The organism is Variovorax sp. efr-133-TYG-130, assembly GCF_030208835.1.
In the GTDB taxonomy this organism is placed as follows: Bacteria; Pseudomonadota; Gammaproteobacteria; order Burkholderiales; family Burkholderiaceae_C; genus Variovorax.
Window position 1 is genome coordinate 19,638 of the sequence record NZ_JARVTD010000009.1, and the last position, 21,413, is coordinate 41,050.

Consider the following 21,413-nt stretch of genomic DNA (forward strand, 5'->3'; position numbering starts at 1 on the left):
TTTACAGCGCCTGACCCAGGCGCTTCACGCCCTCTTCGATCTTGGCCACGTCGGCCGTCGCGAAGCTCAGGCGCAGCGTGGCCACGTCGGGCTTCTCGGCGAAGAACGGCGCGCCGGGCACGAAGGCCACGAGCTTCTCGATGGCGCGCTTGGCCAGTTCGTTCGCATCGGCCAGCTTGCCGTTGGCGCCCGTGAGGCGCGCCCAGAAGAACAGGCCGCCGTTGGGCTGGGTGAAGCTCACCGCGTCGCCCAGTTCGCGCTTGAGCGCATTGCCCATGGCCTGCGCGCGCTGGCCGTACACCTCGCGCACGTGCGCCAGCGTGGCGGGCATGCGGCCGCTCTTGAGGTACTGGGCCGCCGTGGCTTGCGAGAAGGTGCTGGTGTGCGCATCGCTGAACTGCTTGCACATGGTGGCCTTGGCCAGCAGCTCGGGCGGGGCGATCATCCAGCCGATGCGAAGGCCCGGGCTCAGCACCTTGCTCAGGCTGCCGCAGTGCGCCAGCAGCTCGCGGCTGCCGGGCACGTCCTTGCTCAGGGCCATGATCGACGGCGGCGGGGCTTCGCCGAAGTACAGGTCGCCGTAGGGGTCGTCCTCGACGATCAGGGTCTGGTACTTCACGGCCAGCTCGAGCACCTTCTTGCGGCGCTCCAGGCTCAGCATGGCGCCGCTGGGGTTGCCGAAGGTGGGAATCAGGTAGACAAACTTGGGCTTGTGCTCGGCGATGAGCTTCTCGAGCTCGTCGGTCTTCACGCCGTTGGCGTCGATGGGTGCGCTGATGAGCTGCGCGCCGTACAGGCGGAAGCACTGGATGGTGGCCAGGAAGGTCGGGCCCTCGACGATCACCTTGTCGCCGGGCGAGATCATGGTCTTGCCCAGCAGGTCCAGCGCCTGCTGGCTGCCGGTGGTGACGATCAGGCCGGCGGGGTCGACCTCGACGCCCTTGGTCTTCATGAAGGCGCTCAGCTGCGTGCGCAGCGGCTCGTAGCCTTCGGTGGCGCCGTATTGCAGCGCGCCGCCGGGTTCTTCGGTGAGTGCCTTGTTGCTCGCCTCCTTGAGGCCCTCGACGTCGAACATGGCGCTGTCAGGGAAGCCGCCCGCGAAGCTGATGATGCCGGGCTTGCCCAGCAGCTTGAAGAGTTCGCGGATGGCGGAGGTCTCGACGTTGTCGAGTCGGGAGGCGAATTGCATGGTTTGGCTCTCTTTCTGGGGTGCCATTGTCGCGAAAGCCGCGGGCAATAAAGCTGCGTAAGGCTTTGGCCTTTCAACGATATATTGCGCTAACGCCGACCTCCGCCCCATGAAAAAAGAAAACATCCCGCTCTTCTTCGCCACGCTGCAGGCGGCCAACCCGGAACCCCAGACCGAACTCGAATACACCACGCCCTTCGAGCTGCTGGCCGCCGTGCTGCTGTCCGCGCAGGCCACCGACGTGGGCGTGAACAAGGCCACGCGCAAGCTGTTCCCGGCGGCGAACACGCCGCAGGCCATCCTCGACCTCGGCGTGGAGGGGCTGGAGGAATACATCAAGACCATCGGCCTGTACCGCAGCAAGGCCAGGCACCTGATCGAGACATGCCGCATGCTGGTGGAGCAGCACGGCGGCGAAGTGCCGCGCACCCGCGCCGAGCTGGAAGCGCTGCCCGGCGTTGGCCGCAAGACCGCCAACGTGGTGCTGAACGTGGCCTTCGGCGAGGCCACCATCGCGGTCGACACTCACATCTTCCGCATGGGCAACCGCACCGGGCTCGCGCCGGGCAAGACGCCGCTGGAGGTGGAACTCAAGCTGGAGAAGCGCGTCCCACTGCAGTACCGGCTGCACGCGCATCACTGGCTCATCCTGCACGGACGCTACGTCTGCGTTGCGCGCAAGCCGCGTTGCTGGGAATGCGCGGTCGCCACCTTCTGCGACTACAAGCCCAAGACACCCGCGCCGAAGACGGCCTGAAGAAACACATCCGACGACACACCGAATGACAATGAAGAAGCACCCGTCCCGCGCGCTCCTGGCCACCGTCCTGCTCGGCATGGCCGCCTGCTTGCCGGCCGTGTCGTGGTCGCAGGCCGCATCGCCCGGCCTGGGCGCCGATGCGATGGCGCAATACGGCGGGCGCTGGTCGACCGACTGCGCCAACGCCGCCGCACCCACCGTGCAGGTGCACGCCGACATGCTGATCGCCGAAAGCGGCAAGCGCCGCGTGGTCGGCACCGCACCGCAGACGGCCCACAGCTTCTTCGGCAACAGCCCGCCCCCGCCCAACTTCGACGTGGCGCTGATGAGCAGCGTGCCCAAGGCCGGCGCCCTGAACTTCCTGGTCTACCGCGAGGCGCGCGGCCAGTCGATCACGCTGGACGCCGAAAAGCCCGTTGCCGGCCAGCTCGGCCCCGACATGATGAAGCTGCGCTACTGGCGCTGCGACGGCGCCGCGCGCGCCGTGCCGCCGCCGGCCGAAGCCGCCGTGCCGGCGAAGCAGCCGGCGCCGCCCACAGGCAGCCCCGCCGCGCTCGCGCAGGGGCCGGCCATGCAGAAGGCCTGGCGCGCCGCACTCGGCACGCGCGAAACCGACCGCTGGCTGGTGCGCCGCGAGGGCCCGGCGCCGGAACCCCAATGGGTGACGGTCGACGGCACGCGCTACCTGCTGCACGCCTTCTGCAAGCCGCACGATTGCTACGACAACAACGCCATCGCCCTGTACGACCAGGGCTCGGGCCGCATCTACGGCCTGGTGCAGCGCGGCGGCAGGAACCGGCTGGTGGGCACGCCGCCCGCCGCGCTCGCGCCCCAGCTCGACAAGCTGTGGCGCGAGCAGTGGCGCAAGAAGAGCTGAGCGGCGCCCGCCCCGGGCCGCTCCAGGCGGCACTCAGGCCAGCTTGAACATGCGCACCGCATGCACCAGGCCCGCGGCCTGATCGTTCATCGACTGCGCGGCGGCCGAGGCCTGCTCGACCAACGCGGCGTTCTGCTGCGTGGTGCGGTCCATCTGCTTGATGGCGTCGTTGACCTGCTCGATGCCGGCCGACTGCTCCTGGCTGGCCGCGGTGATCTCCGCCATGATGTCCGTCACCCGCCGCACGCTGCCCATGATCTCTTCCATGGTCTTGCCGGCTTCATTGACCAGCGTGCTGCCGGCCGCGACCTCGCCCACCGAGTCGCCGATCAGCGTCTTGATTTCCTTCGCGGCCGCCGCCGAGCGCTGCGCCAGACTGCGCACCTCCGACGCCACCACCGCGAAGCCCCGCCCCTGCTCGCCGGCACGCGCCGCCTCCACCGCCGCGTTCAGCGCGAGGATGTTGGTCTGGAACGAGATGCCGTCGATCACGCCGATGATCTCCACCACCTTGCGCGACGAGGCGTTGATGGACGCCATCTTCTCCACCACCTGGTCCACCACCGCGCCGCCACGCGAAGCCACCTGCGAGGCCGAGTCGGCCAGCTGGTTGGCCAGCCGTGCGTTGTCGGCGTTCTGCTTGACGGTGGAGGTCAGCTCCTGCATGGAGGCCGCCGTCTGCTCCAGCGAGCTGGCCTGAGCCTCGGTGCGCGAAGACAGGTCGCGATTGCCCGAGGCGATCTGGCTCGACGCCGTGGCGATGGAATCGGTGCCGTCGCGCACCTGCCCCACCACCTTGGCCAGCTCGTCGTTCATGGAGCGCAGCGCGCGCATCAGCATGCCGGATTCCGAGGAATCGGCCACCTCGATGCGCGCCGTCAGGTCGCCCGACGCCACCTGCTGCGCCACCGTCACCGCCTGCCCGAGCGGCCGCGTGATCGAGCGCGTCATGCGAAACGCCAGCAGCAGCCCGCCGACCAACGAGGCGCAGCTGATCCACACGATCAGCCACTTGGCGCGCTGGTACGCGGCCTGGATCGATGCGGTGCTTTCGTCCGCGCTTTTCTTCAGCTGCGCCTGGAAGGCCGCGACATGCGCCAGCACCTGGTTCAGCAGCGGCATGCATTCCTGGGTCAGCACCCTGACTGCCGCCTCGGTCTGGTGCGAGGTGGCGAGCGCGACCACGTTGCCGGCAATGGGCAGGTACTGCGCCTCGAGCGCGCGCAGCTTCTCGAGCATCTGGCGCTCCTCCGGGGTCGAGGCGGCCGGGTCGGCCATCACCGCGGCCATGCCCTGCAGGCCGGCGTCGATCTCGCGCTGCGAACTGCCGACGAGCTCCATGTCTCCTTTCTGCCCGGCCGAGTCTTTCACCAGCGCCAGGTTGCGCGCCGCGATGGCGCGCTTGCCGATGGCGGACTGCACGCTGTTGAGCTCGTCGAGCTTGCGCTGGCCGACCTCGGTCGCGAAGGCGATGCGCTGCGAAAGATTGGCCATCTGGTGCAGGCCGATGCCGGTGATGACCAGCTGGAGCAGCAGCAACAGCGCAAAACCCAGCCCGAGGCGGGCTCCAATCCTGAGATTCGAAAGATCGAGCATGTGGCTTCCTCAAAAAAAGTTGCGTGGTCTCCCTTTCGTCATCGGCGGCCCCGGCATGCGCCACCCCACCCCTGAAGGGTGGGATGGGCAAACCCGGATACATGTGTTTCAGCGGGCGCCGGATGAATGAAAATTCACACGGATGCAATCCGACCTCTCCCCCGGCGCGACCGCACTGCGCGCCCGCAGCCGCAGCCGCCGGCTGCTGGTCCGCCAGAGCCTGCTCGACCGGCTCGCCGGGCCGGGCACGCGCCGCTGTGTCGTGCTTCGGGCGCCCGCCGGCTTCGGCAAGAGTTCGCTCCTGCTCACATGGCAGCGCGAGCTGGTCTCGGCGGAAACCGATATCGCCTGGCTCAGGCTCGCCGACGTTCCCGAGGGCGACCTGCATTTCATGACCGCCCTGATGGCGGCACTGGGCGCCATCGATGCCGCCATCACCCGGCAGGCGGTGGCACACGCCCGCCCCGATGCCTACGCCATCGAGCGGCTGGTCATCGCGCTGGTGCGGGGCATCGCCGCGCACGGCCGCAAGGTGGTGCTGATCGTGGACGACGTGCACTGCGCGCAGAGCGAGAACGTGCTGCACGCGCTGCAACTGCTCGTCGAATACGCGCCGCCCAACCTGCTGTGCGTCTTCGCGAGCCAGCAAGAGCTGCCGATGACGCTGGCGCACACCCCGGGCTCCAAGACGGTGCTGGAGCTGCGCAGGGACGACCTGCGCTTCAGCCTTGCGGAGTCGATCGATTACCTCGGCATGCGCCTGCCCGACCTGGACGAACGCGCCGCCACGGCGATCCACCGGCTCACCGAAGGATGGCCGGCCCTGTTGCGGCTGGCCAGCGCCGACGTGCGCCGGCGGCGCGGGGTGCAGTCGTCGCCCCTGGTCCACGGCGTGCCCGACCCCGAGCCCTTTGCCGCGTACTTCCACGCGCACGTGTTCTCCCGCCTTTCGGCCACGCAACTGCGCCTGCTCACCTGCTGCGCCGCCGCCACCCGCTTCAACGCGCTGCTGTGCGCCGACCTGGCGGGTGCCGGCTACACGCCCACTCTGTGCTCGGAGCTGCTGGAACCGCTGGCGCGCGAAGGCCTGCTGTCCTCCCCGCCGGAAGGGCCGGAAACACCCGAACCGCTGGAAGCACAAGACGCCGCACCGCCGCGCGAACGCTGGTGGCACATGCACCCGCTGCTGCGCAGCGTGCTGCTGACGCGCTTCGAGGCCTGGCCCGAGGCGGAGCGCCTGCGGGTGCATGCCACGGCCTGCCAGGTGTTCGCGCTGCGCGGCCTGCACCACCAGGCCGTGCGGCATGCGCTGGCCGCCGGCCACCGCGAGACGGCCGCCCGGCTGGCCGAGCGCGGCGCGGCGGCCCTGTTCACCCAGGGCCGGATGAACGAGGTGATCGCGCTGGTGCGCCAGCTCGACGCCCGGACCGTCGGCGACAACACCAATCTCGCTCTCTGGATGGCCTGGGTCGAACTGGCCGACTACCGCCTGGACGACTGCGCGCGCAGCATCGAGCGGCTGCGCGGACAGGCGGGCGCCACTACGCCGGATCGTGCGCCGGATCGTGCGCCGGATCTAGCGCCGGACATGCGCTACCGGCTCACGCTGCTGAGCTGCCTGCTCGCCATCCGCAACGACGACAACGACGCGCTCTCGCGGCTGCTGCCGGAGCTGCTGGCCCCGCCGCCGGGAGCCGACGACTTCGCGCTGGCCGGACGGCGCAACGTGCTCACCTGGCTCTATCTGCACCGCAGCGAGTTCGAGCAGGCGCGGCGCATACAGCGCGACGAGCCCACGCCGCGGGTGGACGGCGAACCGATGGTCGGCACCCTGTTCGGTTCGCTGATGGGACGCTGCCTCGTCGGCCTGTCGTATGCCGTCGAGGGCCAGATGCACCGCGCGGAGCGCATCTACCGCCAGGTGCTGAACGAAGCGCAGGAACGCGGCGCGCGCTGCGCCGAGGCCGAGCGGCTGACCGCGCAGTTGCTGGTAGAGGTGCTCTACGAGCAGCACGGTCCGCTGGTGGCGGCGCGCTTCATCCAGGAACAGCTGGGCGCGCCCGACGGCCTGATTCCGGACACCGCCCTGCGCATGATCATCGTGTCGAACCGCGCGCAGCAGGCCGCCGGCCGACGGCGCGAGGCGCTGGAGCACCTGGCGCAGGCCGCGAGCTTCCTGGGGCGCTTCGGCATGGACCGCGCACTGGCCTGCGTGCTGCTGGAGCAATTCAGGATCCAGCTGGCGGGCAAGGACGCCGAAGCGGCACGGGCGTCGTTGCAGGAACTGGAAGTGCTGCAGAGCCGGCACCCGGGCGTCGAGCCCGGCACCCTGCGGCGCATCGCCGACGTCGTGGAGCAGGCGCGCATCTGGCTGGCGATGCACGACGGCGAACTGCTGCCCACGCTGGCGAAGATCGAAACCCTCTCGCACCGCTACGGGCAACGCGGGCAGATCGGCTTCGTCGCCGCGCTCCAGCTCCAGGCGGCCGAGGTCGAGCGCAGGCTCGGGCGCGCCGAAGCGTCGAAGGCGCGCGTGTGCGCGGCCCTGCGCCTGGGCCACAGGCTGGGGCTGCTGGCCACACTGCTCGGCGCGCACGACAACGCCCTGGAGCTGATCCGCACCGCGACCACGATTCCCAATCTCGACCCGGTGCTGTCGTTCTTCATCGAACGCATCGAGGCGCTGGCGCAATCGCAACGCGACGCGAGCGCCGAGCCCGCGCCGGCGCCGCGCTTCAGGGACGACCGCCGGCCGAGCAGCCAGCTCACGCTGCGCGAAGCCGAGATCGCCGAGCTGCTGCTGCAGTCGCTGCCCAACAAGAAGATCGCGCTGACCCTCGGCCTGTCGCTGGACACGGTCAAGTGGCACCTGAAGAACATCTACATGAAGCTGGACGCCCACGGGCGCAGCGCCGTCGCGCAGCGCATGCGGCAGGAGGCGGAGCGCGACGACGACGGCAGGTAGCCGCCGACATTTCTCTCTGTCACGCGGAGGTCGGATGCCCGAAGGTCAGCCAGCCGCCGAACGGCATCTCGCCGCCGGGCCAGTCGCCCGCTGCCGCCGGGCAACGGATGCCGCGCTGCAGCAGCGTCACCGCGCGCAGCACGCCGGAGTGCGTGACCCAGAGCGTGTCGCGCCGCTGCGCCAGCCATTCGTCGTGCGCGGCGGCAATGCGCGCCATGAAGGCGCGCACGCTCTCGCCATGGGTGCCCACGCGCAGGTCCGCGAAATCGGCGGTCCAGGCGTCGAAGTCTTCGCGCGGAATGGAGGCCCACGCGCGGCCTTCCCAGGCGCCGAAATCCATCTCGGCCAGCCTTGCGTCGCGCCGCACCGGCAGCTCGGGCCGCAGAGCGGCGATGGCGTCGGCCAGCGCGACGCAGCGCCGCAGCGGCGAACTGCACAGCAGCGTGCCGGCCGGCAGCAACGGCGCGATGCGCCGGGCGGCGTCCAGCGTGGCGCCGGCATCGGCTTCGAGGTCCGTGGCGCCGTAGCAGAGGCCCGGTTCGGCCACCACCGGGGCATGGCGCTGGAGCCAGAGCGTGCTCATGCCCGCCAGGCCAGTGCCAGGTAGATCGCGAGCTCGCAGACCTGCTGGGTCGCGCCCAGGCCGTCGCCCGTGAAGCCCTGCAACCGCCGCATGAAAAGCCGCGCCATCCAGCCCGCGGCCAGCAGGGCCATGAGCACCGCCGCGCCAACGTGCACTGCGTCGTGCGCCAGCAGCAGCAAGGCCACGGCCGGCACCGTCCACAGCACGGCGATGAGCAGCGCGCCGCCGCTGATGGCGTCCGCCAGCGGCTTGGCCTTGCTCGCGCCGCTGTCGCCCACATAAGGCAGCCAGCGGATCAGGAACAGCGGCATCAGCCGCGACAGCACGTGCGTACCGACGATGGCGATGGCCACCGGCTGCAGCCCCCGCGCGGCCAGCGTGGCGAGCAGCGCGAACTTCAGGCCCAGCGCGAGCACCAGCGCCACCGCGCCGAAGGCGCCGATGCGCGAGTCCTTCATGATTTCCAGCGCCCTTTCGCGCCGGGCCGAGCCGCCCAGGCCGTCCGCCACGTCGGCCAGTCCGTCTTCGTGGAAGGCACCGGTCAGCATCACCGTGGCGACGGTGCTCAGCACCGCCGCCGCCAGCGCGCCCGCCACGCCGGGCAACCCCATGCCCACTCCGGTGAAGACCAGGGCGGCCACACTGCCCACCAGCCAGCCGATGCCAGGCAGGTGCGCGGCGCTCGCGCGCAGCATCTGCGGACTGAAGCCGACCCAGTCCGCGAGCGGGCCCGTCACGGGCACCCGCGTGAAGAACTGCAGCGCCAGCAGGAAGTGCCTGATGCCGCTCATGCGTCCTTGCGCGACACGCCCGCCGCCTCGAAGCTCGCCATTTCGCGCAGGATGCGGCAGGCCGATTCGAGCAGCGGCCACGCCAGCGCCCCGCCGGAGCCTTCGCCCAGCCGCAGGTCCAGGTTCAGCAGCGGCTCCAGGCCCAGTTGCTCCAGCAGCAGCACGTGGCCCGGCTCGGCCGAGCAATGCGCGGCCACGCAGCGCTGCGCCACATGCGGCTGCAGGGCCTGCGCCACCAGCACGGCAGAACTCGCGATGAAGCCGTCGACCACGATCACGCGGCGCTCTTCGGCCGCCTGCAGCACGGCGCCGACCAGCGTGGCCACCTCGAAACCGCCGAAGGCCGCCAGCGCGTCCAGCGGCGCCGTCGCGTCCGCGTGCAGCGCGAGCACCTGTCGCAGCACTTCGCGCTTGCGCGCCAGCCCCGCGCCGTCGAGCCCGGTGCCGATGCCGGTGCAGTCGTCGATGCGCAGGCCGCCCAGCCGCGACAGCAGCAGCGCGGCCGACGAGCTGTTGCCGATGCCCATCTCGCCGAGCAGCAAGGCGTTGCCCGGCAGCGCCCGCACCACTTCGCGCCCGTTGGCGATGGCCTGGGCGCATTGCCCGGCGGTCATGGCCGGGCCGGCCGAGGCGTCGGCCGTGCCGGCGGCAATCCGGCGCGAGACCAGGCCGGGCCGGGGCTGGAAGTCGCGCCGCACGCCGCAGTCGACCACCGTCAGCGCCAGCCCGTGCTGGCGCGCCAGCACGCTCACCGCCGCGCCGCCGGCCAGGAAGTTCTCGACCATCTGCCAGGTCACGTCGCTCGGATAGGCCGAGACACCGCGCGCCGCAAGCCCGTGGTCGCCCGCGCAGACCAGCATCTGCGGCGCCTCGAGCAGCGGCAGTGCGGTGCCCAGGATCAGCCCGATGCGCAAGGCCAGCGCCTCCAGCCGGCCGAGCGCGCCGAGCGGCTTGGTCTTGTTGTCGAGCGCGCTCTGCAGGCGCACCGCCAGCGCTGCGTCGGCGAGGTCGGGAATGGTGGGAATGGCGGGAATCAGGTCGTCGTCTTTGTTCATGCAATCAGCCCGGCCAGCACGCCGGCGTCGAAGTGTGTGTCGATGAAATCTGCCAGGCCGTCGAAGGTGGCGTCCAGCGTGGGAGCCGAGGCGCCGAACAAGGCATGAAGCGCGCCGGGGTCTTCGAACAGGCCGTGCATGTAGATACCCAGCACATTGCCGCGCGCGTTCTGCCAGGCCAGCCCGTCGGGCATCACCGGCCGGCCGTCGTGCGCCAGCTGCGGATGGGCGGCCGTCTGGCCGTGGTGGATTTCGTAGCCGGCCACCGGCACGCCGGACAGCGCGGCCCATGCGCCGCCCAGTTCGCCGAAGGTGGCGGCGCGGTGGCGCACCGTCTTCTCGCGCGCGAACACCGTCACCAGCGGCAGCAGGCCCAGCCCCGGCGCGTTGCCGTCGATGCCGTGCGGATCGACCAGCGCCTCGCCCAGCATCTGCAATCCGCCGCAGATGCCCAGCACCGCGCCGCCGCGTTCGGCGTGCGCGGCCACGGCGCTGTCGAGCCCCTGCGCGCGCAGCCAGGCCAGGTCGCCGCTGGTGTGCTTGGAGCCGGGCAGCACGATCCAGTCGGCGCCGGCCACGTCGGCCGGCGTGCGGGCCCAGACCAGCCGCACGCCCGGTACGTTCTTCAGCGCCTGGAATTCGTCGAGGTTGCTGATGCGCGGATACGCCACCACCGCCACCGTGCGGGTGACGGTGCCGCTCGCGCGGCTGCGGTCGTCGAACACGCCGTCTTCCTCGGGCAGGCCGTGCTGCCACCACATGGGCAGCGTGGCCACGGTGGGCACGCCGGTCAGTTCCTGCAGTTGCTGCGGCGCGGGCGCCAGCTGCGCGGCGTCGCCCCGGAACTTGTTGAGCACGAAGCCGTGCAGCAGCGAGCGGTCGGCGTCGGGCAGCAGCGCCCAGGTGCCGTACAGGTGCGCGAAGGCGCCGCCACGGTCGATGTCGGTCGCCAGCAGGCAGCGGGCCTGGGCGTGGCGGGCGATGCGCATGTTGACGATGTCGCTGGCCATGAGGTTGATCTCGGCCGGCGAGCCGGCGCCTTCGATGACCACCACGTCGTTCCCGGCGCGCAGTTCGTCGAGCGCCCGGGCGATCTGCGGCCAGACGCGCTCGCTGCGCCCGCGCCATGGCAGGGCCGACAGCTCTTCGCTCACCTGCCCCATCAGCACCACTTGGCTGTGGGTGTCGCGCTCGGGCTTGAGCAGCAGCGGGTTCATGCGCACGTCGGGCACGGCGTTGGCGGCCAGGGCCTGGAAATACTGGGCGCTGCCGATTTCTCCGCCGCCCACCACGCGGGCGTTGTTGCTCATGTTCTGCGCCTTGAACGGCGCCACCTTCAGGCCGCGCCGCGCATACCAGCGGCACAGCGCCGTGGCCAGCCAGCTCTTGCCGGCCCCGCTGGTGGTGCCGAGGACCATGACGCACCGCGCCGGCCGGTTTGTTGCCGTTGAACTCATCGGCGAATTGTCGTTGAGCGCCAAAACCGTCCAGGCGGAGCGACGAAATGAGACATCTTTCACACCTGGAGCATTTCAAATGATGCGCTTGAATCCAAAAGTGGCTCTGATGCGTAGACACGGCTCACACAACGCACAGCATTCAGGGACCATGCCAGTTTTGAACGATTTGGCGCTAGCCGTCGAGGAACACGAGCCGGGCCAGTTTTTCTGGACCCTTCTCGAAGCCCATCACGGCGGCAACGCATCCGAGACCCTCGACTACCGGGTCTACCGCACCGCCGCCAAGCCGCAGGCCACCTACTCCAACGCCCTGGCGATGGGCGTCCTGGAACTGCAAAAAATAAGCGCCGCCGCAGGCACAGCCGGCAATACCGACTGAACCCACGGCGGCGCAAAGACCGCCTTGCAGCGTTCAGGCTTTCAATTCTTCCAGTTCTTCCGATCGTTCCCGGCCGCTCATCAATCAGCGCGCGGCCACGGCCTGTCCGGTGGCCGACGCTGACGCCACCGGCGCCGGCACATCCCAGCTTCCGCCGATCGCGCGGATCAGCCCCACGGCCGCCTGGTACTGCGCCGACTTCACCTGCAGCGCCTGACGGCGGTTGCGCAGCTCGCTGCGGCGCGCGTCCAGCAGGTCGAGCTGGCTGATGTAGCCGTTGCGATAGCGCGTGTCCGAAAGACTCGTGGCGCGCTGGGCCGAAGTCACGGCCTGCGCCTGCACCACCGACTGCTCCTGCAGGATGCGGATGGCCGCCAGCTGGTCTTCGACCTCCTGGAACGCCACCAGCGCCTGCGTGCGGTAGCTGGCCAGCGCGCCGTCGAGCTGGGCGTTGGCGCCCTGCACGCCGGCCTCGCGGCGGCCGCCGTCGAAGATGGGCAGCGACAGCAGCGCGCCCACGCCCCACGAGCGGGCCGACCACTTGAACAGGTCGCCGATCTCGGGCGATGCGTAGCCGGCGGCGCCGGTCAGCGAGATGTCGGGGAACCACGCGGTCTGCGCCACGCCCACCCGGGCCTGCGCGGCCAGCACGGCGCTCTGTGCGGCCGACACGTCGGGCCGGCGCATCAGCACGGTGGAGGGCACGCCCGGCGGAATGTTCGGCAGCACCGTCGACCACTCGTCGGTGCGCAGGCCGAAGCTGGAGGCCGAATCGCCCACCAGCACCGCCAGCGCATGCTCGACCTGGGCGCGCTGCCGGTCGAGCGCGAGCGCGTCGGACTCGGTGGACGACACCTCGGTCTGCACCCGCGCCACGTCGAGTTCGGCGATGTCGCCGGCCTGCTCGCGGCGCTGCGACAGGCGCAGCGTGTCGCGGTAGGCCTCGACCTGCTCGCGCACCAGGGCGCGTTCGGCATCGAGCGCGCGCAGTTGCAGGTAGGTCTGCGCGGTCTGCGCCTGTATCGCGAGCCGGGTGCTCTGCAGCAGCGCCTCGCGGCCCGCGGCGTCGAGCCTGGCCGCGTTGCTGGCGCCCGAGAGGCGGCCGAACAGGTCGAGCTCGTACGAGAACGTGGCGCCGATGTTGGTCATCGTGGCCGGCCGGGTGCTGGCCGTGGCCTTGTCCAGCCCCGCGCCGCGGTTGGCGCCGGCGCCCAGGCCGATCTGCGGCAGGCGATCGGCGTCGGCGGTGCGCGCCAGCGCGCGGGCCTCGGCCAGCCGCGCGGCGGCGGCCTGGATGTCGTTGTTGTGGATGTCCGCCTTCTCGACCAGCGCATTGAGCGTCGGGTCGTTGAACACCAGCCACCAGGCCCCGCGCGACTGTGCCTCGGAAGGCACGGCACGCGTGAAGCCGGCGGGCGGCGTGGCGCCCTGGTCCTTGCCCTGCTCCTTGAACTGGGCCGTGGTCGTGATTTCGGGCAGGCCCGAAGGCACGGTGGCGCAGCCGGCCAGCGCCAGGGCGGCCAGCAGCGGCAGCACGGCGGCGCGAAGGGGCCTCGCCAAAGTCTTTGCTTGGATATTCATGATGAACTTTCTTGATCAGTCGTCATGCGAAGGACGCGGCGACGCAGGCACGGGGTGCAGCCCGCCGCCACCCGAACCACCGTGCGACGAAGGGGCCGGCGCGGCCGGATGCTCGGCCGACACGAAGTCTTCGCCATGCGGCACCTGGCCGTGCAGCTTGAGCGGCCGGTTGCCCGCCAGGCGGCGCAGCAGCACATAGAACACCGGCGTCAGGAACAGGCCGAAGGCCGTCACGCCGATCATCCCGGCGAACACCGCCACGCCCATGGCCTTGCGCATCTCCGAGCCCGCGCCGGTCGACAGCACGAGGGGCAGCACGCCCATCACGAAGGCCAGCGAGGTCATGAGAATCGGGCGCAGGCGCAGGCGGCTGGCTTCGATGGCGGCCTGCACCGGTGTGCGGCCGGCAAACTCCAGCTCCCGCGCGAACTCCACGATGAGAATCGCGTTCTTCGCACTCAGCCCCACCAGCACGATCAGCCCGATCTGCGTGAAGACGTTGTTGTCACCCCCCGATATCCACACGCCCGTCATCGCGGCCAGGATGCCCATGGGCACGATCAGGATGATCGCGATCGGCAGCGTCAGGCTTTCGTACTGCGCGGCCAGCACCAGGAACACCAGCAGGATGGCCAGCGGGAACACCAGGAAGGCGGAGTTGCCGGCCAGGATTTCCTGGTACGTCAGCTCGGTCCACTCGAAGCTCACGCCCTTGGGCAGCGTCTCGGCCGCGATCTTGGTGATCGCGTCCTGCGCCTGGCCCGACGAGTAGCCCGGTGCCGGACCGCCGTTGATGTCGGCGGCCAGGTAGCCGTTGTAGCGCATGGCGCGTTCCGGCCCGAAGGTCGAGTTGACCTTCATCAGGGCCGACAGCGGCACCATCTCGCCAGAGGTCGAGCGCACCTTCAGCAGGCCCACGTCTTCGGCACGGGCGCGGTAAGGCGCATCGGCCTGCACCCGCACGCTGTACGTGCGTCCGAACTTGTTGAAGTCGTTCGCATACAGGCTGCCGAGGTAGATCTGCATGGTGTCGAAGATGTCCGTCACAGGCACGCCCAGCTGGCGCGCCTTGGTGCGGTCGATGTCCGCGTACAGCTGCGGCACGTTGACCTGCCAGCTCGTGAACATGCCAGCCAGCTCGGGCGCCTGCTGTGCCTTGGCCATGAAGGCCTTCACTGCCGCGTCCATCTGGTCGTAGCCCACCGAGGCACGGTCTTCCAGCTGCAGCTTGAAGCCGCCCGTGGTGCCCAGGCCCGCCACCGGCGGCGGCGGGAACATCACGATGAAGGCGTCCTGGATGCCGGCGAAGGCACCGTTGAGCTGGCCGGCCACCGCGCCGCCGCTCTGGTCGGGGCGCTTGCGCTGGTCGAAGGGCTTGAGCGTGGCGAACACGATGCCCGAGTTCGAGCTGTTGGTGAAGCCGTTGATCGACAGGCCCGGGAAGGCGATGGCGTCTTCCACGTTCGGGTTCTTCTTCATGATCTCGCCCATGCGCTGGATCACTTCGTCGGTGCGGTCCAGCGTGGCGCCGTCGGGCAGCTGGGCAAAACCGATCAGGTATTGCTTGTCCTGCGCCGGCACGAAGCCGCCGGGCACCGCCTTGAAGAGGCCGAAGGTCACGGCGATGAGCGCAACGTAGATCGCCAGCATCAGCGCCTTGCGCGAGATGACGTTCTTCACGCCGCCGCTGTAGGCCTCGGAGCCGCGATGGAACAGCCTGTTGAAGCCGCGGAACAGCCAGCCGAAAGCCTTGTCCATGCCGCGCGTGAGCGCGTCCTTGGGCTGGTCGTGGCCGCGCAGCAGCAAGGCGGCGAGCGCGGGCGACAGCGTGAGCGAGTTGATCGCCGAGATCACCGTCGAGATCGCGATCGTCACCGCGAACTGGCGATAGAACTGGCCCGTGAGGCCGCTGATGAAAGCCAGCGGCACGAACACGGCCACCAGCACCAGCGCGATGGCGATGATGGGGCCCGACACTTCGCGCATCGCGCGGTACGTGGCTTCACGCGGCGTGAGCCCGGCCTCGATGTTGCGTTCGACGTTCTCCACCACCACGATGGCGTCGTCCACCACGATGCCGATGGCCAGCACCAGCCCGAACAGGCTCAGCGCGTTGATCGAGAAACCCAGCACGTGCAGCACCGCGAAGGTACCGATCACCGACACCGGCACGGCCAGCAGCGGAATGATGGAAGCGCGCCAGGTCTGCAGGAACAGGATCACGACCAGCACCACCAGCATGATGGCTTCGAGCAGCGTGTGGATCACCGATTCGATCGATGCGCGCACGAACTGCGTCGGGTCGTAGGCGATGCGGTATTCCAGGCCCTCGGGCATGTTCTTGTTGAGCTCTTCCATCGTCTTGCGCACGTTGGCCGAGATGTCGAGCGCGTTGGAGCCCGGTGCCTGGAACACGCCCATGCCGACGGCCGGGTCGTTGTTCAGCAGCGAACGCAGCGAGTAGTCGGCGGCGCCCATTTCCAGGCGGCCGATGTCGCGCAGGCGGGTCACGGCGCCGTCGGTGCCGCTCTTGACGATGATGTCGCCGAACTCTTCCTCGCTCTGCAGGCGCCCTTGCGCATTGATGGAGAGCTGCATGTCCACACCCGACAGGCCCGGCGAAGCGCCGACCACGCCGGCCGCGGCCTGTACGTTCTGGCCTCGGATGGCGGCCACCACGTCGCTGGCCGAGAGGCCGCGCTGCGCGACCTTCTGCGGGTCGAGCCACACGCGCATGGAGTAGTCGCCGCCGCCGAAGATCTGCACCTGGCCCACGCCTTCGATGCGCGCCAGCGGGTCCTTCACGTTCAGCACCGCGTAGTTGCGCAGGTAGTTGATGTCGTAGCGGTTGTTGGGCGAGACGAGGTGGACCACCATCGTCAGGTCGGGCGCGCTCTTGACGGTCGTGATGCCCAGCCGGCGCACTTCCTCGGGCAGGCGCGGCTCGGCTTGCGAGACGCGGTTCTGCACCAGTTGCTGTGCCTTGTCGGGGTCGGTGCCCAGGCGGAAGGTGACGGTGAGCGTCAGCACGCCGTCGGTGGTCGCCTGGCTGCCCATGTAGAGCATGCCTTCGACGCCGTTGATCTGCTCTTCGAGCGGGGTGGCGACGGTCTCGGCGATCACCTTCGGGTTGGCGCCGGGGTACTGGGCGCGCACCACCACCGAGGGCGGCGCGACTTCCGGGTACTCCGAGATCGGCAGCCCGCGCAGCGCGATCAGGCCGGCTATCAGCATCAATAGCGACAGCACGCCGGCAAAGATCGGCCGGTCGATGAAGAATTTTGAGAGATTCATGTTGGTTCTCCGGCGGGCGCGGGAGCGCCCTCCTCCGAAATCAGGACTTAGCGGCCTCGGCCACGCGTTCCGGTTGTTGTTGCTTGGGGTCGGCCTTGGCGTCCATCGTCACTTGCTGCGGCGCCACCAGCGCGCCCGGGCGGATGTGCTGCAGGCCGTTGACGATGACGCGGTCACCCGCCTTCAGGCCCTTGCTCACGACACGCAGGCCGTTGATGGAGGCGCCCAGCGTCACTTCGCGGTAGGCGGCCTTGCTGTCGTCGCCCACGACCATCACGAACTTCTTGTTCTGGTCGGTGCCGATGGCGCGTTCGCTCACCAGCAGCGCGCTGTCGCTGCGCGCCTGGCCCATGCGGATGCGGGCGAACTGGCCGGGGATGAGCGCGCCGTCCTTGTTGTCGAACGAGGCACGCACGCGCACCGTGCCGCTCTTGGCGTCGACCTGGTTGTCGATCAGCTGCAGCTTGCCGGTGAAGGGCGTGCCGTCGAGGCCGGCGGTGCCCATCTGCACGGGAATGCTCTCGATCTGGCCGCGGGCGCTGGAGCCGGTGGGCAGTTCCTTCAGGGCACGGGTGATGACCTGCTCGTCGGCGTCGAAGCTCGCGTAGATCGGGCTCACCGACACCAGCGTGGTCAGCACCGGAGCGCCCGGACCGGCCGCCACCAGGTTGCCCACCGTCACTTCGATGCGGCCGATGCGGCCGGACACCGGCGCCCGCACCTGGGTGTAGCCCAGGTTCAGGCGCGCCGACTGCAGGGAGGCTTGCGCAGCGCGCAGGTTGGCGTCGGCTTCGCGGCCGGCGTTCACGCGCTCGTCGAATTCACGCTGGGCGATGGCCTTGTCGTCCCACAGGCGCCTGGCGCGCTCCTGCTCGCTGCGGCTGAAAGACTGGCGGGCCTGGGCGGAGGCCACCTGCGCCTCGGCGCGCTCGACCTCGGCCGCGTACGGCGCGGGGTCGATGGTCACCAGCAGGTCGCCCTGCTTCACCAGCGCGCCTTCGCGGAAGTGCACCGACTGCACGGCACCCGCGACGCGGGAGCGCACGTCGACGCGCTCGACGGCTTCGAGGCGGCCCGAGAACTCGTCCCAGGCGTTGATCTCGCTCGAAGCCACGGTCGCCACCGACACCGGCGTGGCCTGCGGCGCGGCCGGGGCGTTGTTGGCTTCGGCCTTGAAGCTGTACATGCCCACCACCGCGGCCGCCACCGCCAGCAGCGCGGTCAGGCCGGTCACGGCGGGCCACAGGCCCTTGCGGGTTGCGGAAGACAGCTTTTTCTCGTTGTTCGACATGATGGTTCGTCCTTCTCGATGACTTTTGGGATGCAACAGGCCAGCCCGGCGCTTTTCGGCACCAGGAGGCGGATTTCGGAAAAAAAGAGGCCCTCGCACGCTGCCGCGCTGGCAGCGTGTCGATCAGGCGGACGGGGTCGGCCGGCTACTAACTGGGGTGGTTGGGCGCCGTACCCTTGGGCACGGCCTTTGGCGTGGTGGCGCTGAAGAAATCACGGAAGTGCTGCTGCACCGTGGCCTCGCAGGCCACGCAAGCCGTGTTCTCGGTGTCGTACAGCGCCTTCGGCCAGTCGGTGGCGCTGGGCAGCACGCTGCTCGTGACCTCGATGCCGGCGGCGCGCAGGCGGCCCGCGAAGGTCATCGCCTCGTCGCGCATGGCGTCGTCCTGCCCCACCAGCACCAGCGCAGGCGCCAGGGCCGACAGCCGCAGCGAGCCGCTGGGCACGGCATAGGGGTGCGTGGCGTTCGAGGGGCAGCTCAGGTACTTTTCCCAGCCGCTGGCCCAGCGGCACTCGGCCGCGTCGTTGGTGGCCTTGCGCAGCGAGGCGGTGCCGGCGCACGGGTCCAGCATGGGCGACAGCAGGATCTGCCCCGCCACCGGCGGATGCGCCCGGTCGCGGGCGATCAGCGCCACGGCCGCGGCCAGGTTGCCCCCGGCTTCCTCGCCGGCCAGGTAGACCTGCGCGCCCTTGCCGCCCAGCTTGGTGCGCTGCTTGTAGAGCCATTCGAGGGCGGCATAGCCCACCTCGATCGGCTCCGGGAACGGCGACTGGGGCGCCAGCGGGTAGGCCAGCGAAACCACCACCGCCCCGGCGCCGGCGAGCAGCCGGGCCACGTTGCGGCCGTTGTCCAGGCCGCCGCACACGAAGGTGCCGCCGTGGAAATGCAGCACCAGCGGCACCACGTCGCCCTTGGCGCGCTGGCCGTACACCCGCGCGCCGACCGGCTCACGGCCGGGCAGCTCGATCGACAGATCGGCTTCCACGCCTTGTGCCGCGGCGCGCGCTGCGGCTTCGGCTGAACTGGACGATGGAACGGGTGACATGGGCGACCTCGGGGGAATGGGCGATGGTTGAAATATAAGGCGCTACATGAGGCCTTAAACAGGAAACATGGCCCCACTCTGTTTCCAAACCGACAACAATCCCGGGCGCCATGGGGAATGCCCGCATATGTGAGAATCCGCTCCCCCCGGTGTGGGCCGGGTATCCCAGAACAGGCATTCAATGGATCAAATCCAGGCCATGCGGATCTTTGTCCGCGTCGTGGAGGCAGGCACTTTCACCCGGGCCGCCGACTCGCTCGCGCTGCCCAAAGGCACCGTCACCAAGCAGATCCAGGCGCTGGAATCGCGCCTGCGGGTCAAGCTGCTCAACCGCACCACGCGCCGCGTGACGGTCACGCCCGACGGCGCAGCGTACTTCGAGCGGGCCGCGCGCCTGCTGAACGACTTCGACGACATGGAAGCCAGCATGACGAATGCGCAGGCCAACCCCACGGGGCGGCTGCGCATCGACATCGGCACCTCGGTGGCGCGGCTCATCATCCTGCCCGCGCTGGCCAGCTTCTGCGACCGCTACCCCGACATCCAGGTCGACCTGGGCGTGAGCGACCGCACGGTCGACCTGATCAGCGACAACGTCGACTGCGTGATCCGCGCGGGCGAACTCAGCGACCAGTCGCTGGTGGCGCGGCGCATCGGCACGCTGCACTTCGTCACCGTGGCGTCACCGGCGTACATCAAGCGCTACGGCATGCCGCAGCACCCGAACGACATCGAGAAGCGGCACCACGTGGTGAGCTATTTCTCGGGCACCACGCGGCGGGTGTACCCGCACGAGTTCAAGAAGGGCGACGAGCAGATCGAGCTGAACGGGCCCTACCGGGTGTCGGTGAACGAAAGCAACGCGCACATCACGGCGGTGCTGGGCGGCTTCGGCATTTCGCAGTGCATCACCTTCATGGCCGAGCCGCTGCTGGAAAGCGGCGAACTGGTCGAGGTGCTGCCCGACTGGAGCCGCGACCCGCTGCCCATCCACGTGGTCTACCCGCCCAACCGGCACCTGAGCGCGAAGGTACGGGCCTTCGTGGACTGGGCCGCGGAGCTGTTCGCGAAGAATCCGAGGCTGCAGCGGCGCTGATTGCGCCACATTTGCAGAAGATAATTCGCGCCGGGCCCTAAAACTTGGCCGTCCGATGCCGCTATTAACTGAGGTCCGATTCCGGAAAGCGTCGCGATTTCCGGTTGGAGGCACGTGCCGCGGGCCCACTGGGGGCCGCGCAGCAGCCCCGGCAGGAGCCTTGGTACGCGCCCGCAAGAACATACACACCGGCAAGCTCATGGATACAGACCAGTCGAACGGCCAAGCCGACGCGCCCGACGAAAGCACAGGCAATTTCGGACGCCGCACGCCGGCGGAAATCGGCGTTCAGCTGCGCAATCTCGTCAATCGCAGCAACAACCTCACCGTCCAGTACGCGGGCGGCCAGCTCGTGACGCAGCTGCTGGACGTCGATCTGCGCAGGCGTGTCTTCACCTTCGACTGGGGCTCGCAGCCCGAGCAGAACCGGGGCCTGCTGGCGGCGCGGCGCTGCCTGTTCCAGGCCCAGCCGGAAGGCGTGCGCATCGAGTTCTCCATCGGCACGCCGCGCGAGGTCCGCTACGAAGGCATGCCCGCATTCGAGGCCGACTTTCCCGAAGTGCTGGTCTACATGCAGCGCCGCGAGTACTTCCGCGTCGACGCGCCCATCCTCGATTCGTACACCTGCTCGGGCCGCCTGCCGCCCAAGGGCGATCCGTTCAGCTTCGAGGTGCAGGACCTGTCGATCGGCGGCGTCGGCCTGCGCACCAAGGACGAGCGCGTGGCCGAACTGCCGGTGGGCACGCGCCTGCTCGACTGCGAACTGTCGCTCGGCACGCTGGGCCAGCTCACGCTCGACATCCAGCTGGTGTCGCGGCGCGACACCACGCTGGAGAACGGCACGATCCGCTACCAGCTGGGATTCCGCTTCGTGGCCCTGCCGGCCGGCGCCGAAACCGCGCTGCAGCGGCTGATCACCCGGCTCGAGATGAAGAGCCGTTCGCTGGTGGGCTGAAGCCGGTCGGCCGGTCAGTACACCGGCTCGCAGCGCACCTCGGTGCGGACCGAATTCGCGATGAAGCACTCTTCATGCGCGCGATGGTGCATCTGGTCGATCTGCTCGCGCGTGGGCAGGTGCTCGCCCGAGAAATGCACCTCGGGCCGCAGCGTGACCACCGTCATGGCCATCTTTCCCTCGGCGTTCTTTTCCATCGTGCCGACGGCCGCGTCGAAATAGCGGTCGACCACGAACTTGCGCTTCACCGCCATCGTGAGGAACCACAGCATGTGGCAGTTCGACAGCGAGGCGACGAACATTTCCTCCGGGTCGACGGCCGAGGCGTCGGACATGGGCAGCGGCACCACGTGCGGCGACGACGACGCCGGCACCTCCGCCCCGCCGTCGAAGCGCAGCGTGTGCCGCCGGCTGTAGGTGTTGCCCAGGAAATCCTGCTCGCCTCGCTGCCAGAGGACTTCGGCTGTGTAGTGGGCCATGGGTGGCGCTCCTTGCC

The 21,413-nt window shown here is 69.5% G+C and carries 17 protein-coding genes; 6 read left to right on the forward strand and 11 right to left on the reverse strand.

The genetic code is table 11. The features are described from left to right. Position 1 precedes the first annotated feature (1 nt). A complete protein-coding gene (locus QRN67_RS10550; RefSeq protein WP_285411707.1) occupies positions 2 to 1,189 on the reverse strand; it encodes an aminotransferase-like domain-containing protein in 1,188 nt (395 codons plus the stop codon). 109 nt (positions 1,190 to 1,298) lie between these two features. On the opposite strand from QRN67_RS10550, the gene nth reads away from it, so the two are divergent. Both nth and QRN67_RS10560 read left to right on the forward strand, forming a co-directional pair. Then, positions 1,299 to 1,946, forward strand: coding sequence for an endonuclease III (gene nth, locus QRN67_RS10555; RefSeq protein WP_285411708.1), 648 nt, complete (start codon positions 1,299 to 1,301; stop codon positions 1,944 to 1,946). 25 nt (positions 1,947 to 1,971) lie between these two features. Next, the gene (locus QRN67_RS10560; protein WP_285411709.1) at positions 1,972 to 2,826 is read left to right on the forward strand and encodes an Ivy family c-type lysozyme inhibitor; all 855 of its coding nucleotides are present in this window, start codon (positions 1,972 to 1,974) and stop codon (positions 2,824 to 2,826) included. A gap of 33 nt (positions 2,827 to 2,859) precedes the next feature. Here QRN67_RS10560 and QRN67_RS10565 read toward each other — a convergent pair whose 3' ends face one another. Next, positions 2,860 to 4,422, reverse strand: coding sequence for a methyl-accepting chemotaxis protein (locus QRN67_RS10565; protein WP_285411711.1), 1,563 nt, complete (start codon positions 4,420 to 4,422; stop codon positions 2,860 to 2,862). A gap of 142 nt (positions 4,423 to 4,564) precedes the next feature. Between QRN67_RS10565 and QRN67_RS10570 the strand changes: the two genes are divergently transcribed. Continuing rightward, positions 4,565 to 7,387 carry a LuxR C-terminal-related transcriptional regulator gene (locus QRN67_RS10570; RefSeq protein ID WP_285411712.1) on the forward strand — a complete coding sequence of 941 codons (2,823 nt, stop codon included), beginning with the start codon at positions 4,565 to 4,567 and terminating at the stop codon, positions 7,385 to 7,387. Between the two features lie 19 nt (positions 7,388 to 7,406). On the opposite strand, the gene QRN67_RS10575 is transcribed toward QRN67_RS10570, so the two are convergent. From QRN67_RS10575 to QRN67_RS10590, 4 genes are read right to left on the reverse strand one after another with little or no spacing between them, the layout of a single operon-like run. Further along, positions 7,407 to 7,970, reverse strand: a complete 564-nt coding sequence (locus QRN67_RS10575; protein WP_285411714.1) for a histidine phosphatase family protein — start codon at positions 7,968 to 7,970, stop codon at positions 7,407 to 7,409. After that, a complete protein-coding gene (locus QRN67_RS10580) occupies positions 7,967 to 8,761 on the reverse strand; it encodes an adenosylcobinamide-GDP ribazoletransferase (protein WP_285411715.1) in 795 nt (264 codons plus the stop codon). The genes QRN67_RS10575 and QRN67_RS10580 overlap by 4 nt, the downstream gene beginning before the upstream one ends. After that, the gene (cobT, locus tag QRN67_RS10585; RefSeq protein ID WP_285411716.1) at positions 8,758 to 9,816 is read right to left on the reverse strand and encodes a nicotinate-nucleotide--dimethylbenzimidazole phosphoribosyltransferase; all 1,059 of its coding nucleotides are present in this window, start codon (positions 9,814 to 9,816) and stop codon (positions 8,758 to 8,760) included. The genes QRN67_RS10580 and cobT overlap by 4 nt, the downstream gene beginning before the upstream one ends. Next, on the reverse strand, positions 9,813 to 11,273 hold the full coding sequence (locus QRN67_RS10590) for a cobyric acid synthase (RefSeq protein ID WP_285411717.1): 1,461 nt from the start codon (positions 11,271 to 11,273) through the stop codon (positions 9,813 to 9,815). The genes cobT and QRN67_RS10590 overlap by 4 nt, the downstream gene beginning before the upstream one ends. Between QRN67_RS10590 and QRN67_RS10595 the strand changes: the two genes are divergently transcribed. Continuing rightward, positions 11,233 to 11,655: a hypothetical protein gene (locus QRN67_RS10595; RefSeq protein ID WP_285411718.1), complete on the forward strand. Its 423-nt coding sequence runs from the start codon at positions 11,233 to 11,235 to the stop codon at positions 11,653 to 11,655. The genes QRN67_RS10590 and QRN67_RS10595 overlap by 41 nt on opposite strands. An 84-nt stretch (positions 11,656 to 11,739) precedes the next feature. Here QRN67_RS10595 and QRN67_RS10600 read toward each other — a convergent pair whose 3' ends face one another. The 4 genes from QRN67_RS10600 to QRN67_RS10615 form a co-directional block, all read right to left on the reverse strand. Then, a complete protein-coding gene (locus tag QRN67_RS10600) occupies positions 11,740 to 13,236 on the reverse strand; it encodes an efflux transporter outer membrane subunit (RefSeq protein ID WP_199851922.1) in 1,497 nt (498 codons plus the stop codon). A 15-nt stretch (positions 13,237 to 13,251) separates the two neighbouring features. Beyond that, on the reverse strand, positions 13,252 to 16,530 hold the full coding sequence (locus tag QRN67_RS10605; protein ID WP_081271225.1) for an efflux RND transporter permease subunit: 3,279 nt from the start codon (positions 16,528 to 16,530) through the stop codon (positions 13,252 to 13,254). A 40-nt stretch (positions 16,531 to 16,570) separates the two neighbouring features. Further along, positions 16,571 to 17,821 (reverse strand): efflux RND transporter periplasmic adaptor subunit, encoded by a 1,251-nt coding sequence (locus QRN67_RS10610; RefSeq protein ID WP_081271224.1) that lies wholly within the window; start codon positions 17,819 to 17,821, stop codon positions 16,571 to 16,573. A gap of 148 nt (positions 17,822 to 17,969) precedes the next feature. Further along, complete coding sequence (locus tag QRN67_RS10615) at positions 17,970 to 18,866, reverse strand: alpha/beta hydrolase (protein ID WP_285411722.1); 897 nt, start codon at positions 18,864 to 18,866, stop codon at positions 17,970 to 17,972. Positions 18,867 to 19,047: 181 nt separating this feature from the next. On the opposite strand from QRN67_RS10615, the gene QRN67_RS10620 reads away from it, so the two are divergent. Both QRN67_RS10620 and QRN67_RS10625 read left to right on the forward strand, forming a co-directional pair. Beyond that, positions 19,048 to 19,962, forward strand: a complete 915-nt coding sequence (locus tag QRN67_RS10620; protein ID WP_081271222.1) for a LysR family transcriptional regulator — start codon at positions 19,048 to 19,050, stop codon at positions 19,960 to 19,962. A gap of 199 nt (positions 19,963 to 20,161) precedes the next feature. Beyond that, complete coding sequence (locus QRN67_RS10625; RefSeq protein ID WP_106937466.1) at positions 20,162 to 20,917, forward strand: flagellar brake protein; 756 nt, start codon at positions 20,162 to 20,164, stop codon at positions 20,915 to 20,917. A gap of 14 nt (positions 20,918 to 20,931) precedes the next feature. Here the strand turns inward: QRN67_RS10625 and QRN67_RS10630 are convergent, their stop codons facing one another. Beyond that, positions 20,932 to 21,396: an OsmC family protein gene (locus QRN67_RS10630; protein WP_106934718.1), complete on the reverse strand. Its 465-nt coding sequence runs from the start codon at positions 21,394 to 21,396 to the stop codon at positions 20,932 to 20,934. Positions 21,397 to 21,413 lie beyond the last annotated feature (17 nt).

Coding starts and splice junctions, on each gene's coding strand:
- QRN67_RS10595 (WP_285411718.1), top strand. CDS start 11,233: ATGACGCACCGCGCCGGCCGGTTTGTTGCCGTTGAACTCATCGGCGAA.
- QRN67_RS10620 (WP_081271222.1), top strand. CDS start 19,048: ATGGATCAAATCCAGGCCATGCGGATCTTTGTCCGCGTCGTGGAGGCA.
- QRN67_RS10580 (WP_285411715.1), bottom strand. CDS start 8,761: ATGAGCGGCATCAGGCACTTCCTGCTGGCGCTGCAGTTCTTCACGCGG.
- QRN67_RS10575 (WP_285411714.1), bottom strand. CDS start 7,970: ATGAGCACGCTCTGGCTCCAGCGCCATGCCCCGGTGGTGGCCGAACCG.
- QRN67_RS10600 (WP_199851922.1), bottom strand. CDS start 13,236: ATGAATATCCAAGCAAAGACTTTGGCGAGGCCCCTTCGCGCCGCCGTG.
- QRN67_RS10610 (WP_081271224.1), bottom strand. CDS start 17,821: ATGTCGAACAACGAGAAAAAGCTGTCTTCCGCAACCCGCAAGGGCCTG.
- QRN67_RS10615 (WP_285411722.1), bottom strand. CDS start 18,866: ATGTCACCCGTTCCATCGTCCAGTTCAGCCGAAGCCGCAGCGCGCGCC.
- nth (WP_285411708.1), top strand. CDS start 1,299: ATGAAAAAAGAAAACATCCCGCTCTTCTTCGCCACGCTGCAGGCGGCC.
- QRN67_RS10550 (WP_285411707.1), bottom strand. CDS start 1,189: ATGCAATTCGCCTCCCGACTCGACAACGTCGAGACCTCCGCCATCCGC.
- QRN67_RS10590 (WP_285411717.1), bottom strand. CDS start 11,273: ATGAGTTCAACGGCAACAAACCGGCCGGCGCGGTGCGTCATGGTCCTC.
- cobT (WP_285411716.1), bottom strand. CDS start 9,816: ATGAACAAAGACGACGACCTGATTCCCGCCATTCCCACCATTCCCGAC.
- QRN67_RS10570 (WP_285411712.1), top strand. CDS start 4,565: ATGCAATCCGACCTCTCCCCCGGCGCGACCGCACTGCGCGCCCGCAGC.
- QRN67_RS10560 (WP_285411709.1), top strand. CDS start 1,972: ATGACAATGAAGAAGCACCCGTCCCGCGCGCTCCTGGCCACCGTCCTG.
- QRN67_RS10605 (WP_081271225.1), bottom strand. CDS start 16,530: ATGAATCTCTCAAAATTCTTCATCGACCGGCCGATCTTTGCCGGCGTG.
- QRN67_RS10625 (WP_106937466.1), top strand. CDS start 20,162: ATGGATACAGACCAGTCGAACGGCCAAGCCGACGCGCCCGACGAAAGC.
- QRN67_RS10630 (WP_106934718.1), bottom strand. CDS start 21,396: ATGGCCCACTACACAGCCGAAGTCCTCTGGCAGCGAGGCGAGCAGGAT.
- QRN67_RS10565 (WP_285411711.1), bottom strand. CDS start 4,422: ATGCTCGATCTTTCGAATCTCAGGATTGGAGCCCGCCTCGGGCTGGGT.